The organism is Stutzerimonas stutzeri SDM-LAC, from assembly GCF_000235745.1.
In the GTDB taxonomy this organism is placed as follows: Bacteria; Pseudomonadota; Gammaproteobacteria; order Pseudomonadales; family Pseudomonadaceae; genus Stutzerimonas; species Stutzerimonas stutzeri_H.
The window spans coordinates 1-12,717 of sequence record NZ_AGSX01000099.1 but is presented as its reverse complement, the minus strand read 5'-3'; the positions used below and the strand labels follow the sequence as shown (position 1 = coordinate 12,717).

The 12,717-nt window shown below is 62.5% G+C and carries 14 protein-coding genes; 10 read left to right on the top strand and 4 right to left on the bottom strand.

The genetic code is table 11. From position 1 onward, the window contains the following. Positions 1–59: 59 nt before the first annotated feature. Entirely contained in the window at positions 60–1,628 is a 1,569-nt protein-coding gene (locus PSTU_RS0110605) for a class I adenylate-forming enzyme family protein (protein WP_019341004.1), read from the bottom strand. Positions 1,629–1,912: 284 nt separating this feature from the next. Between PSTU_RS0110605 and PSTU_RS0110600 the strand changes: the two genes are divergently transcribed. Then, positions 1,913–2,251 carry a hypothetical protein gene (locus PSTU_RS0110600; protein ID WP_019341003.1) on the top strand — a complete coding sequence of 113 codons (339 nt, stop codon included), beginning with the start codon at positions 1,913–1,915 and terminating at the stop codon, positions 2,249–2,251. A gap of 82 nt (positions 2,252–2,333) precedes the next feature. Here PSTU_RS0110600 and PSTU_RS0110595 read toward each other — a convergent pair whose 3' ends face one another. The 3 genes from PSTU_RS0110595 to PSTU_RS0110585 form a co-directional block, all read right to left on the bottom strand. Then, a complete protein-coding gene (locus PSTU_RS0110595) occupies positions 2,334–3,137 on the bottom strand; it encodes an OmpA family protein (protein WP_019341002.1) in 804 nt (267 codons plus the stop codon). Positions 3,138–3,178: 41 nt separating this feature from the next. Continuing rightward, the gene (locus PSTU_RS0110590) at positions 3,179–3,577 is read right to left on the bottom strand and encodes a DUF4398 domain-containing protein (protein ID WP_019341001.1); all 399 of its coding nucleotides are present in this window, start codon (positions 3,575–3,577) and stop codon (positions 3,179–3,181) included. 255 nt (positions 3,578–3,832) lie between these two features. After that, positions 3,833–4,174 (bottom strand): hypothetical protein, encoded by a 342-nt coding sequence (locus PSTU_RS0110585; RefSeq protein ID WP_019341000.1) that lies wholly within the window; start codon positions 4,172–4,174, stop codon positions 3,833–3,835. A gap of 199 nt (positions 4,175–4,373) precedes the next feature. Here PSTU_RS0110585 and ppc point away from each other — a divergent pair, with 199 nt between their 5' ends. The 9 genes from ppc to PSTU_RS0110540 form a co-directional block, all read left to right on the top strand. After that, positions 4,374–7,010 (top strand): phosphoenolpyruvate carboxylase, encoded by a 2,637-nt coding sequence (ppc, locus tag PSTU_RS0110580; RefSeq protein ID WP_019340999.1) that lies wholly within the window; start codon positions 4,374–4,376, stop codon positions 7,008–7,010. Between the two features lie 253 nt (positions 7,011–7,263). Then, positions 7,264–7,911, top strand: coding sequence for an adenylate kinase (adk, locus tag PSTU_RS0110575; RefSeq protein WP_019340998.1), 648 nt, complete (start codon positions 7,264–7,266; stop codon positions 7,909–7,911). A 143-nt stretch (positions 7,912–8,054) separates the two neighbouring features. Further along, positions 8,055–8,732 carry a tRNA (adenosine(37)-N6)-threonylcarbamoyltransferase complex dimerization subunit type 1 TsaB gene (gene tsaB, locus PSTU_RS0110570; protein WP_019340997.1) on the top strand — a complete coding sequence of 226 codons (678 nt, stop codon included), beginning with the start codon at positions 8,055–8,057 and terminating at the stop codon, positions 8,730–8,732. 58 nt (positions 8,733–8,790) lie between these two features. Beyond that, on the top strand, positions 8,791–9,153 hold the full coding sequence (locus tag PSTU_RS0110565) for a hypothetical protein (protein ID WP_019340996.1): 363 nt from the start codon (positions 8,791–8,793) through the stop codon (positions 9,151–9,153). 17 nt (positions 9,154–9,170) lie between these two features. Next, positions 9,171–10,046, top strand: a complete 876-nt coding sequence (locus PSTU_RS0110560; protein ID WP_036993027.1) for a DUF72 domain-containing protein — start codon at positions 9,171–9,173, stop codon at positions 10,044–10,046. A 61-nt stretch (positions 10,047–10,107) separates the two neighbouring features. Continuing rightward, positions 10,108–10,800 carry an extensin family protein gene (locus tag PSTU_RS0110555; protein ID WP_019340994.1) on the top strand — a complete coding sequence of 231 codons (693 nt, stop codon included), beginning with the start codon at positions 10,108–10,110 and terminating at the stop codon, positions 10,798–10,800. A gap of 55 nt (positions 10,801–10,855) precedes the next feature. Beyond that, on the top strand, positions 10,856–11,638 hold the full coding sequence (locus PSTU_RS0110550; RefSeq protein WP_019340993.1) for a class I SAM-dependent methyltransferase: 783 nt from the start codon (positions 10,856–10,858) through the stop codon (positions 11,636–11,638). A gap of 153 nt (positions 11,639–11,791) precedes the next feature. Next, entirely contained in the window at positions 11,792–12,211 is a 420-nt protein-coding gene (locus PSTU_RS0110545; RefSeq protein WP_019340992.1) for an HPF/RaiA family ribosome-associated protein, read from the top strand. Between the two features lie 272 nt (positions 12,212–12,483). Then, on the top strand, positions 12,484–12,717 hold a 234-nt coding region (locus PSTU_RS0110540; protein ID WP_029404722.1), incomplete at its 3' end, for a hypothetical protein.

Here is a 12,717-nt window from a genome sequence, read left to right as displayed (position 1 = left end):
TTTTGGGGGGCCCCGCGCTCGCGGCTACTTTTCCGGCCCCATGGCGGGCGCCGGCTTGATCAGTTCAGCGTCCCGTGTTCTGAGGTGAACCGATCCCGCAGCTCGCGCTTGAGCACCTTGCCGATGGCGCTGCGTGGCAGTTCGTCCGCCAGCACCAGCCGCGCCAGGCGTTGCGTCTTGCCCACGCGGCTGTTGAACCAGTCTTGCAGCGTCTCGGGCGCCTCCGTCTGATTCTCCGAGAGCACCACGAAGGCCACGGGCGTTTCGCCCCAGCGCGTTGAAGGCACACCGACCACCGCTACATCGGCGATGGCCGGATGCTCGCGCAGGATCGCCTCCAGATCGCTCGGGTAGAGGTTGAAGCCGCCGGAAATAATCATGTCCTTCTTGCGGTCGAGCAGCGTGAGAAAACCGTCCGCATCGAAGCGGCCAACGTCGCCGGTGCGGATGAAGCGCTTGCCGCTGGGATCGAACCATTCGGCTTCGGCGGTTTTCTCCGGCTTGTTCAGGTAGCCGGTCATCATTGCCGGGGAGTGGCCGACGATTTCGCCAATCGAGCCGACAGGCAATTCATGACCCTCATCGTCTATCACCCGGATGTCATGGCCTTCGGCCGGACGGCCGACGGTGTGCAGCTTGTCGGGGTACTCATGCCCGGCGAGGATGCAGGTTCCGCCGCCCTCGGTCATTCCGTAGGTGTCGACCAGCCCGCCGGGCCAGCGCGCCAGGACGTCGGCCTTCAGCGCTGCACTGAATGGCGCGCTGGTGCACATCTTGTAGCGGAAGCGGCTGAGGTCGTATTGCTCGAAATCGTCGCGTGCCATGAGCCGCTGGTATTGCACCGGCACCAGCATCGTGTGGGTTACCGCGTGCTGCTGGGCTAGACGCAGGTATTCGCCGGCGTCGAACTTGCTCATCAGGACCACCGTGCTGCCCAGCGCCAGTGTCGGCAGAAAGGCCACCAGCGTGGTGTTGGAGTACAACGGTGTGGAGATCAGTGTCGTGGCGTTGTCGCCGTATCCGTAGGCTGCACTGCGGCGCACATGGGCCCAACGCATGGCGTGCGACTGCACGATGCCTTTGGGCTCGCCGGTGGTACCGGAGGAATAGATGATGTTGAACGCCCAGCCCGGTTGGATCACCACAGGCGCCGGCGCGGCATCGCTCAGCCATGCGGACAATCCGTGTCGTGTCGCCTGATCGAGGCGCAGGGTTGGGCAGGGCAGGCGCGCTTCCACTGGCGCCAGTTGCTGGGCGGCGTGAGTGTCCACAAACAACACGCGGGGCGCGGCGTCGGCGAGCATGGTCAGCAGGCTTTCGGCGCTGGCCGAGGGAGCCAGTGGGGCAACGGCTACGCCGGCGCGCAACGCGCCGAGAAACACGACAGCGTATTCAATCGAGTTGTAGGCGCATATCGCCAGCACATCGCCGGGGTGCATGCCGTCGCGCTGCAACGCGGCTGCGACTCTGTTCATCGACGCGTCGAGTTCGGCGTAACTCAGGCGGCGCTCATCCTGCACCAACGCCAGATGGTCGGGTCGCTCGATAGCCCAGTATGCGATGAGGTCAGGGACCGCAGCGAAGGCTCGGTCCAGATCGAGGGCGTCGGGGCGTTCGGAAAGATCCATGGCGGGCTCGCTCTGATGAGGGCAAGAAGACGCTTGCATGCAATGACAAGCAGGGTAGCGGAGCAGTCGCACAACCTTCGGCGGTTAGCGCATGTGCGGGAAGCGCTATTCGCCTCGGCGATGGTAGGCAATCACCCGTAGGCACGATTGCTGGCGCTTTCATGGCAATCCACCGCTGTCGGGCTCGCGTTCGCTGGTTGCCTGGAGTCGGGTGGCAAAGCGGGTTTCGCGCTGAGCCCGCTATTTTTGCGACAATGCGGGCTCTTTGATCAGGCGAATACGTCATGTCCGAACGCAACCCCATTCCGCTGATTCTCACCGCCATCGGCAGCGTCATCGGCACCGTTGCGGTGCTGTCCTACTATGGTTACGTGCACATCGCCAAGCCGGAAGATGCGCTTTTGCTGGCCGACTACACGATGCTCAAGACCATTCCCGGCGAGGACTATCGGGTCTCGCTGAAGCCAGCACCGCAAGTCGCACAGTGCATTGAAGGTGTGATGGTGCTCTTCGATACCGAGCAGAAGGGCCTAACCGGCGTGCTGGTTGACAATCGCAAGCGCGCGATTCGCTGTATGGGCGAGCAGGTGCCGGCCGAGAGCGCTCCGGCGAGCAAGCCATAGCGTCGGGCCGCTCTTCAGGTCGAAAACACAAAGCCCGCCATTAGGGCGGGCTTCGGTGTCACCGGTGCGGTTCGAGACGCCGTTACTCCATCGAGGAGCGCGGTGCCACGCGCTGGTTGTCGTTGGAGATCGTTACCTCGACGCGACGGTTCATGGCCCGGCTGGCCGGCGTGCTATTGCTGGCGACCGGATACTGCTCGCCGTAGCCGACGGTCTGGATGCGTTGGGCATCGACGCCGGCATGGATAAGCGCACGGTACACGGCTTCTGCACGACGCTCCGACAGTTGCTGGTTGTAGGAATCGGAACCGGTGCTGTCGGTATAGCCTTCGATCACGAGCTTGCGGTCGGGGTTTTCCTTGAGGAAGTCAGCAAGCTTCTGCACGTCGCGCATGCCGGCTGGCTTGAGGTCGGCCTTATCCAGATCGAACAGGACGTCGCCAAAGGTCACCAGCGTGCCGCGTTCGGTCTGCTTGGCCTGCAGATCCTGCTGCAACTGGCGGATTTCTTCCTGCTGACGCTTGAGCATCTCTTCGCGCGATTCAAGGCGAGCCTTGGCGCGTAGTGTCGAGGCTTCGTCGATCTGCTCCTCGGCCTTGCGCAGCGCGATAGTCTGCTCGGCAAGATCGATCCGGCGATTGGCGAGATACGCGAGCTGGTCGACGCGTTCTTCATCGGCGTCGTTCAGGTAGGCGTCGTTGGCCTTGTCGAGCTGCTTGCTCGCATCCTCGACTTCCAGCGCGGCGTACTTCTGCGAAAGCGGGTTGCTCTGCAGGGCCGAAAACTCCGTACGTGCGGTTTCAAGCGTCTGATTTGGCTGCGACGAGCAGGCGGCGAGTCCGATGCTCATGGCGATCGCTGTGGGGATGGCTACTAGCTTATGCATGTCGATTCATCCTCTGCTAAAGAGAGTGCGGAAGGAAAGGGTTACTGCTGCAGGCCGCGCATGCTTTCTTCGCGCAGCTCCTGGACTCCCTTCTGAGCGTCCTCAACGGCCTTCTGGGCCTTGGCCGCTTGTGCCTTGCGCTCTGCAACCCGAGCGTCCCATTCGGCCTGCTGGGCGAGTCGACGGGCTTGCTCATAGTTTTCTTTTTGCATGGCGAGTTCGGCCTGCTTCCACTTTTCCTGGGCGGCACGCATGTCTACGGGCGCGTACTGGGTCGCACCAGCGCTCACCGCGCTACGAACGGCCGATTCGGTTACAGCGAACTGTTCGTTCGGCGGATTGCCGGCGCAACCAACCAGCAACAGGCCCCCGAGTGCAACGGCTGCCAGCTTGGGTAGCTGGAATCGCGAAAGGGGGCTTTCGATGGTGTTCATTTTCATGGCCAGTCTCCGTTGGGATATCAAATGGGATATCGAAAACAGTGCCCGTTACGCTGTGTCTTGACCTGGTTAAACAGGGTCAGCGATCAGGACGGGCATGTTTTTGTGAGGGCGGCTGGCTGCAAACGTTCCAGTAAAAAACAAACATAACGATGAGGAGGTGGCGGTCTAGAGCCATCGAAACAGGCGCGAGGTGGCGACGAAGCGCGACCTCGGTGCGCAATTGGACGCCCAGTTTTCGGTGTTCAAACTCGATCAGGCTTTCTCAGCTCGCTCGGCAAGCAAACGCTCAAGATGCTTGCGTGACAGAGCCAGGAAGCGCGGCGTTGGCCCGATGTCTTCATAGATAGGGTCGCCTTGCTCGTCTGTCGAAATCACCTTGGAACCCTGCTCGTAGGGGAGGCTGGTCTCGATTCCTTCGAGGGCCGCGCCGACCAACTCACCCAGCAGTTCCTCGGTGCTGCGCTTGGGGTACATTTCGGCGAGGGCAGCCAGCCTTGCCGCGCTTTCGACATCCAGCGGAATGCTGTACTGCGTGGCACTCATGCGCCCGGTGGCGCTGCTTTCCCATTCCCGGACCAGTTCTGAAATCTTCATCTAGCTCCATCCTTAGCTCGCTTGGCGAGCGGTATTGGCGGGTATTACGAGCCAGCATCGACAGGCTTGTTCTGCTACGCCTTGTCATCGTCGTAGACGCTGTGCACTCTGTTTGGACGGTTCATACAGCGTAGCCGTTCAGCATCGGTAGCATTGGTTTACGAGCTGGCGATGCGGCGGCCTGTAAAGAGAGGCGGACATGGCGAAGATCGACGCGCGTTTGCGTGAAAACGTTCATCTGCTCGGCGAGCTGCTGGGCAATGCAATTCGTGAGCAGCACGGCGATGCCTTCTTCGACAAGATCGAGCGCATCCGCAAGGGTGCCAAGGGCGCGCGTCGTGGCTCGGCTGAGGGCGCCCAGCTGTTGCAGGAAACGCTCGATGGCCTGGGCGATGACGAGCTCCTGCCGATGACGCGCGCCTTTAGCCAGTTCCTCAACCTGGCCAATATCGCCGAGCAATATCACCAGGTGCGCAGGCGTCGGCCCGACGAACCGGCTCCGTCCGAAGCTGGCGCCTTGGGTGGCCTGCTCGAGCGCTTGAAGAGCGAAGGCTTCGGTCAGGAGTTTCTAGCGCGTCAGGTCGGTCGCCTGGACATCGAGCTGGTGCTGACCGCGCATCCCACCGAAGTATCACGCCGCACCCTGATCCAGAAATACGACGCCATTGCCGCTCAGTTGGCGGCGCGGGACCACACGGACCTTGGTCAGGGAGAACGGGCCAAAATCGAGCTGCGCCTGCAGCGGCTTGTTGCCGAAGCCTGGCACACCGAAGAGATTCGTCGCAGCCGGCCGACGCCGGTAGAAGAGGCGAAGTGGGGCTTCGCCGTGATCGAGAATTCGCTGTGGCAAGCGCTTCCGAACGTGCTACGGCAGGCCGATCAGGCGCTCAAACGCAGCACCGGCCAGCACCTGCCGTTAGATGTCGCGCCGATCCGCTTCGCCTCGTGGATGGGCGGCGATCGTGACGGCAACCCCAATGTAACGGCGAAAGTGACCCGGGAAGTCTTGTTGCTGGCGCGCTGGGTCGCGGCAGACTTGTTCCTGCGCGATATCGAGGGCCTGATCACCGCCTTGTCGATGCAGACCGCCAGCGCTGAACTGCTCAGTCGCAGCGGGCAATCGGCCGAACCCTATCGAGCCTTGCTGAAAACCTTGCGAGAGCGCCTGCAAGCCACGCGCGACTGGGCCAGTGTTTCGCTCGAGAATGCCCAGCCAGCACCGCCTGATGTGTTGCTGGACAACCGCGATCTGTGCGAGCCGCTGGAGCTCTGTTACCACTCGCTGCACGCCTGTGGCATGGGCATGATTGCCGACGGCGACCTGCTCGATACCTTGCGCCGGTCCGCTGCGTTCGGCCTGTTTCTGGTGCGCCTGGATGTCCGCCAGGACGCGTCCCGGCATGTCGCGGCGCTGGCAGAAATTACCGATTACCTGGGTATCGGCCAGTACGATCAGTGGGATGAGCAGCAGCGTCTGGATTTCCTGCAGCTGGAATTGAATAACCGTCGACCGTTGCTACCGCCGAGCTTCCAACCTTCGGCCGAAACGGCAGAGGTACTCGATACCTGTCGCGTAGTGGCGCAGGCCCCCGGCGCCTCGCTCGGCTCCTATGTCATCTCGATGGCCAAGGGCGCCTCGGATGTGCTGGCGGTACAGCTGTTGCTCAAGGAAGCCGGGCTGCAACGCCCGATGCGAGTCGTGCCGCTGTTCGAGACGCTGGCTGATCTCGAAAATGCGGGTCCGAGCATCGACAAACTGCTCGGGTTGCCTGGCTATCGGCAGCGGCTGCACGGGCCGCAGGAAGTGATGATCGGCTATTCGGATTCTGCCAAGGATGCTGGTACGACTGCGGCGGCTTGGGCTCAATACCGTGCGCAGGAAAGCCTGGTGGAGATCTGCGGCGCGCACCAGGTCGAACTGCTGTTGTTCCATGGCCGTGGCGGCACGGTTGGGCGTGGCGGCGGACCGGCGCACGCAGCCATTCTTTCGCAGCCACCCGGGTCGGTGGCGGGGCGTTTCCGTACCACCGAGCAAGGGGAGATGATCCGTTTCAAGTTCGGCCTGCCGGACATCGCCGAACAGAATCTCAGCCTGTATCTGGCTGCCGTACTCGAAGCGACCTTGCTACCGCCGCCGATGCCCGAGCCGGACTGGCGTGAAACCATGGAACAGCTGGCGACAGACGGCGTGTCGGCCTACCGCAGCGTAGTGCGCGACCATCCGCAGTTCGTTGAGTATTTCCGCCAGGCGACGCCGGAACAGGAGCTTGGACGTCTGCCGCTGGGCAGCCGCCCATCGAAGCGCCGCGAAGGCGGTGTCGAAAGCCTGCGCGCGATTCCCTGGATATTCGCCTGGACCCAGACACGGCTGATGCTGCCCGCCTGGCTGGGCTGGGAGCAGGCCCTGCGCGGCGCGCTGGAGCGAGGTGAACGTGAACGGCTCAAGACGATGCGTGAGCACTGGCCGTTTTTCAGCACCCGCATCGACATGCTCGAGATGGTTCTGGCGAAGACTGACGCGGAGATCGCCGAGCGATACGACACGCGACTGGTCAGCGCAGAACTGCAACCGTTAGGGTGTGATCTGCGTGACAGATTGTCGCAGGCAGTTTCCGCGGTGCTTGAATTGACCGGGCAGTCAGAGCTGCTGGCGCACAGCCCAACCAGCCTTGAGGCATTCAGCCTGCGCAATACCTATCTCGATCCGCTGCATCTGATGCAGACCGAACTGCTGGCACGTTCACGGCAACAGCAAAGCCCGGCGGAAAGCCCTCTGGAGCAAGCCTTGCTGGTCAGCGTTGCGGGAATTGCCGCTGGTCTGCGCAACACCGGCTAACCTTTACGGCATGCTCATGACGCGTCTGGCAACCGCCGTCATGAGCCGCTCGCGGCAATTTATCGTCACGTCACGCTGCCTGGGGTCGGCTTGCCAAGACGCCATGGGCCCCGCTTGTCTGCATTCTGTGCGCTGTGTATCGTGTTCAACCTTTTGTCGCATGGCGGCAAACCAGATTTTTTGATTCGCCAGAGGTGAGGGTGCGTTGCATCGATCCTGGCGGCATCCCTTCGCAAACTTGAGGACTCACTCCATGCGCATCATTCTGCTGGGAGCGCCGGGTGCCGGGAAAGGCACACAGGCTCGCTTCATTACCGAGAAGTTCGCCGTCCCGCAAATCTCCACGGGCGACATGTTGCGTGCAGCGGTCAAGGCCGGCACGCCGCTGGGTCTACAGGTCAAGGACGTGATGGACAGTGGTGGTCTGGTTTCCGACGAGATCATCATCGCGCTGATCCAGGAGCGTCTGCAGCAGCCCGATTGCGCCAACGGTTTCCTCTTCGATGGCTTCCCACGCACCATTCCACAGGCCGAAGCGCTGCGTGATGCTGGCGTCAAGCTGGATCACGTTCTGGAAATCGCGGTGGACGACGAAGAGATCGTCGGTCGCCTGTCCGGCCGCCGCGTGCACCCGGCTTCGGGTCGTGTCTATCACACCGAACACAACCCGCCAAAGGTTGCTGGCGTCGATGACCTGACAGGCGAAGAGCTGATTCAGCGCAAGGACGATCTGGAAGAAACCATCCGCCATCGTCTGAGCCTCTATCATTCCCAAACCAAGCCGCTGGTCGCGTTCTATCAGAACCTCGAAGCGGCGGAAGGCACGCCGAAGTGCAGCCGCGTCGAAGGCGTCGGCTCCGTGGAAGAGATCACTTCGAAGGTGATGGCGGCGCTCAGCTGATATTGCCTGGCTTCACGAAACGGCCCGCTTGCGGGCCGTTTTCGTTTCCTGCCCATCTGCAGAGTGCCGGGTTGTTCATGTTCAATCGGCGCGAGCGCAACTGCTACAATCGCCGCCCTTTTTGCTGCTGACCGGAACATCTGATGACCACGCTGCTGGCCCTGGATACTGCCACCGAAGCCTGCTCCGTTGCGCTGCTGCATGACGGTCGGGTGCTGAGCCATTACGAGGTAATTCCGCGGCTGCACGCCCAGCGTCTTCTGCCCATGATCCAGACGCTGCTGAGCGAGGCGGGCATCGCGTTATCGGCAGTCGATGCCTTGGCGTTCGGTCGTGGCCCCGGTGCATTCACCGGCGTACGTATTGCTGTCGGTGTAGTGCAAGGGCTGGCATTCGCCCTCGAGCGGCCGGTACTGCCGGTCTCGACGCTGGCGACCATTGCCCAGCGCGCTTACCGCGAACAGGGTGCCGAGCAGGTGGCGGTGGCGATCGACGCCCGCATGGACGAGGTCTACTGGGGTTGCTATCGGCTGCAGCATGGCGAAATGCAGCTAGGTGGGCTTGAGGCCGTGCTGCCGCCGGAACAGGTCGCCCTGCCGCGTGACAGCCAGGGGGAATGGCTCGGTGCGGGCACCGGCTGGGGCTACGGTTCGCGCTTGGCGGTGCAGCCCACTGCGATGGATGCCGGCCTGTTGCCACATGCCGAAGATCTGCTCGCGCTGGCCGGCTTTGCCTGGCAGCGTGGGGAAGCGGTGGAGGCCGATCAGGCCCAGCCGATCTACCTGCGTGACAATGTAGCCACGCCCAAGGCCCCTCGGTGACAGGCGGCATTGCCAATTGCGGGTCGGCTCGCTAGAGTCGGCGAACTTGAACAGGTGAATGATGCGCCTCAACGGTCTCGCCCCCTCTGCCTATCCCATCGAACGTCCTGCCCATCCTGGCAGTGCGCCGGTCCCTTATCGCGAAAGCGAAAGGGCTGCGGAGCAGGCGCGCGAGTCTATCGTCACACCGGCCAGCCAAGCCGATTCCACTTACGAACAGCTTGGCCGCCGCGGTAAAAGCGAGTCGACCGACTACGCCTCGGTCATCTCCGGTGACTTCATGCCGGCGCGTTTCGAAGCCATGATGGAGCGACCGCTCACCAGCCGCGCCACCCAGGCGCTGCAGAGTTATGGCACCACCGCGAGCTTCACTGCCGACCTCGACGCCCATGAAGTGCTAGGTCTGGATCTCTATGCCTGAGGCGTAGTGAAGCGCGTTTGAATCTTCCCTATTTTCTCGGTTGCCCCTCATGGAACGATGCCGCATGGCGCGGCTCGCTGTATCCGCCTGGGTTGCCAGCGAGCGACTACCTTGCGCGCTATTGCTCGGTGTTCAACACGGTCGAAGGCAACACTACGCTTTACGCCTGGCCTTCCGTGCAGAAGATCGAGCGCTGGGCGACGGTGATGCCTGAATGCTTCCGCTTCTGCGCCAAGCTACCGCGGGAGATCAGCCAGGCGCCTGATTTATATGAAGTCGAAGATCTGATCCTGTCGTTCCGCAGCCTTCTGGCGCCGTTAGGCTCACGCGTGACGCCGTTCTGGTTGCAGCTCCCCGCATCCTTCGGTCCTGCCCGGCTGGCGGAGCTGGCGCAGCTGATCGAGATGCTGGATCGGCCACTTGCCGTGGAGGTGCGGCATGCCGCGTTCTTTGCCAAAGGCGGGGAGGAGCGGGCGTTGAACAGGATGTTGCTTGAGCGCGGTATCGAGCGGATCTGCATGGACACACGGGCACTGTTCAGCTGCCAGTCTAGCGACCCTGCGCTGCTGCATGCGCAAAGCAAGAAGCCGCGGCTGCCGGTACGGCCAGCGGCATTCAGCGAGTCTCCGCAACTCCGCTTCGTCGGGCACCCGGTGTTGGAAGCGAATGATCGCTTCCTGGCCCCTTGGCTGGACAAAGTCGCCGAATGGATCGAGGCAGGCAAGCGTCCCCACGTCTACCTGCATACGCCGGACAATCAGTTAGCACCTGATCTGGCGATGCGCTTCCATGACCAGCTCCGCGAGCGGCTCCCCGGCTTGCCAGCGTTGCCCGCACCACCCATGCAAACCGATTCTCAACTCTCTCTGCTAGGTGTGCCTGAGGGGCGCTGATAGCTGAGCAATACGGCGTGCAGAGCTGCAACCTTCAAGTCTCGGCGTTGCCGAAACGCCTATGACTTTTGGCCGTTTCTTCCTGTTGCTGCTCGTCGCTCTGGCTGGGTTCGCCTACTCAGTCTGGCGTGGGCATGTCGACGTCCCGGCTAAGTGGAACCCCTGGGCGCCACTGGACATCCGCGAGGCCCCAAACCTGCTGACTTCGTTCAAGCTGCAGCGCTTGCAGCAGGATCGGGCACTCTGCGAGCAAGCCTTGAAAACATCTGACCTTGACTATGTGGCCGTGCCGGACAGCACGCCGCAGCCTGGCTGCCCGGTCGAAAATGCCGTACGCGTCAGTGGCTCGGGCGTGCGGTTCAACGGCGCCTTTCTGGCGACCTGTCCACTGGCCGCGGCCTATGCACTGTTCGAAAGGCATGGCCTGCAGCCCATCGCCCAGCGGGTATTCGGTCAGCCTGTGGTGCGGGTCGATCACTTCGGAAGCTTTGCCTGTCGCAACATTGCCCGAAGCAACAGGCGCAGTCAGCACGCCTCGGCCAACGCACTGGACCTCGCCGGCTTCAGACTGAAGGACGGCACGCGCATCACCGTTGCGCGTGACTGGACGGGCGATGGCGACAAGGCGCGCTTCCTGCAGGAAGTAAAGGCGGCCGCCTGCGACGCCTTCAAGATCACCCTCAGCCCCGAGTACAACGCGGCTCATCACGATCACTTCCACGTGGATATGGGCGGTTTCGGCATGTGCCGCTGAGGCATCGCGGCGCCGCCTCTGGCAAAATGCGGCGTTTCCCTGCCGCGAGCTCCGTATGACTGCCTCAGCCCCGTTGGTTCGTATCGAAGCCCTCGCTCCGCAGTTCGCGGAGCAGGTCGGCGCCTGGGCGTCGCGGCTGGACCTCCCGACGCAAGCGGACGAGGCTGAGTTCGCCCTGCAGCTCGGGGAGGCTGGCCTGCAACTGCAGCTGCTCGGCCCTCACGCGCCGGGGCCGGTACGGGTGGATTTCGTCGAAGGCGGCGCTGCGCATCGCCGCCAGTTTGGCGGTGGCAGCGGGCAGATGATCGCCAAGGCGGTAGGCATCCAGCCCGGCATCCGTCCCCGTGTGCTCGACGCCACGGCGGGTCTCGGCCGAGACGCGTTCGTGCTGGCGACGCTGGGCTGCGAGGTGGTGCTGTTCGAGCGTCAGCCATTGATTGCCGCACTGCTGGAGGATGGATTGCGACGTGGCGGTGAAGATGCCGAGGTGCGCTCTATCGTTGAGCGCATGCGTTTACAGCCGGGCAATGCCATCGAGCTGATGGATCAGTGGCAGGGTGAGCCGCCGCAGGTCATCTATCTCGATCCTATGTTTCCGCATCGGGAAAAAAGCGCACTGGTGAAAAAGGAAATGCGCCTGTTCCGGCCCTTTGTGGGTGATGATCTGGATGCCGGCGCCTTGCTCGAACAGGCGTTGGTGCTGGCTAGCCATCGAGTGGTGGTGAAACGGCCACGCAAGGCGCCGACCATTGACGGTGCTACGCCGGGCTACAGCCTTGAAGGCAAGTCCAGCCGTTACGACATCTACCCGAAGAAAAAGCTGACCGCCGCCAGCTGATTCAGCCTGGTGATGTTCCTGTTGCAACGGGGCGTGCACCACAGGCGAAACGCGACTTTCTTAGCCTTGCTTATTCTGCTCAATAGTGGCATTCCTAGATCAGGCCGTTTGTGGCTGAACGGTGGTTACCCGATCGCGTAGAAGGAAGAGCATATGCAGATCCAAGTTCATAGCGATAACCACATCGAAGGCAGCGCCCGTCTCGTAGACTGGGTCAGTGGCAGTGTTGCCGACAAGCTGGATCGATTCGACGACGAAGTCACCCGCGTCGTGGTGCACCTGAACGACGAGAACGGCGTCAAGGCCGGCGCGCAGGACAAGCGCTGCCAGATCGAGGCTCGCCCCAAGGGGCTGCAACCAGTGTCCGTCACGCACAAGGCGGCGTCGCTGGAGCTGGCAGTCGATGGCGCCATCGACAAGCTCAACAATGCACTGAACCATCAGTTCGGCAAGCTGCGCAGCAAGCGCGCCTTAGCCCCGACACCGCTCGAAGGCGAGACCCTCGAAGTCGAAGGCCGCGACGCCTTGCTGGAAGAGGATTTTCTGGCTGACGAGCAACTGCGCAGTTCCTGATTCCTGACGTTACCCGCAATCGACAGGCGCCGCCCCGCGACGCCTGCCCTCCCGCTACAACCTTCCGTAACCATTCTCACCTGGCTTGTGGTTCCGATGACCGGGGCTGCGAGCCTTCGCGCCTGTGCTATACCAAATGGAGAAGCAGCACTGGATGCCGAGCCACCGCGCGCTCGAGATCTGTGGCAATTCAGCGGAGATGAAGGGGGACCATCAGGCACGTGGGCGAGCTCCAGCGGCCAACCCGTGCCACCAGCAGGCGAGGTGACACCATGACCATGATGCAGTGTGAATACCGTGACCACGTCATTACCGCAGAGGTAATGGAACATCCAGGTACGCCGACCCCCTGGGCCGGCGGTTGCCGTATCAGCAATTCCCAGGGGCAGACCACCCGACGCATGGCGCTGCCGGTTGGGCACGCTTTCATGGCGGAACTCGAACAGGCACAGCGGGCATCCATCGCCCATGGCAAGTGGCTGGTCGACCAATATCTCGATCAGGGG

Coding starts and splice junctions, on each gene's coding strand:
- PSTU_RS0110605 (WP_019341004.1), bottom strand. CDS start 1,628: ATGGATCTTTCCGAACGCCCCGACGCCCTCGATCTGGACCGAGCCTTC.
- PSTU_RS0110600 (WP_019341003.1), top strand. CDS start 1,913: ATGTCCGAACGCAACCCCATTCCGCTGATTCTCACCGCCATCGGCAGC.
- PSTU_RS0110595 (WP_019341002.1), bottom strand. CDS start 3,137: ATGCATAAGCTAGTAGCCATCCCCACAGCGATCGCCATGAGCATCGGA.
- PSTU_RS0110590 (WP_019341001.1), bottom strand. CDS start 3,577: ATGAAAATGAACACCATCGAAAGCCCCCTTTCGCGATTCCAGCTACCC.
- PSTU_RS0110585 (WP_019341000.1), bottom strand. CDS start 4,174: ATGAAGATTTCAGAACTGGTCCGGGAATGGGAAAGCAGCGCCACCGGG.
- ppc (WP_019340999.1), top strand. CDS start 4,374: ATGGCGAAGATCGACGCGCGTTTGCGTGAAAACGTTCATCTGCTCGGC.
- adk (WP_019340998.1), top strand. CDS start 7,264: ATGCGCATCATTCTGCTGGGAGCGCCGGGTGCCGGGAAAGGCACACAG.
- tsaB (WP_019340997.1), top strand. CDS start 8,055: ATGACCACGCTGCTGGCCCTGGATACTGCCACCGAAGCCTGCTCCGTT.
- PSTU_RS0110565 (WP_019340996.1), top strand. CDS start 8,791: ATGATGCGCCTCAACGGTCTCGCCCCCTCTGCCTATCCCATCGAACGT.
- PSTU_RS0110555 (WP_019340994.1), top strand. CDS start 10,108: ATGACTTTTGGCCGTTTCTTCCTGTTGCTGCTCGTCGCTCTGGCTGGG.
- PSTU_RS0110550 (WP_019340993.1), top strand. CDS start 10,856: ATGACTGCCTCAGCCCCGTTGGTTCGTATCGAAGCCCTCGCTCCGCAG.
- PSTU_RS0110545 (WP_019340992.1), top strand. CDS start 11,792: ATGCAGATCCAAGTTCATAGCGATAACCACATCGAAGGCAGCGCCCGT.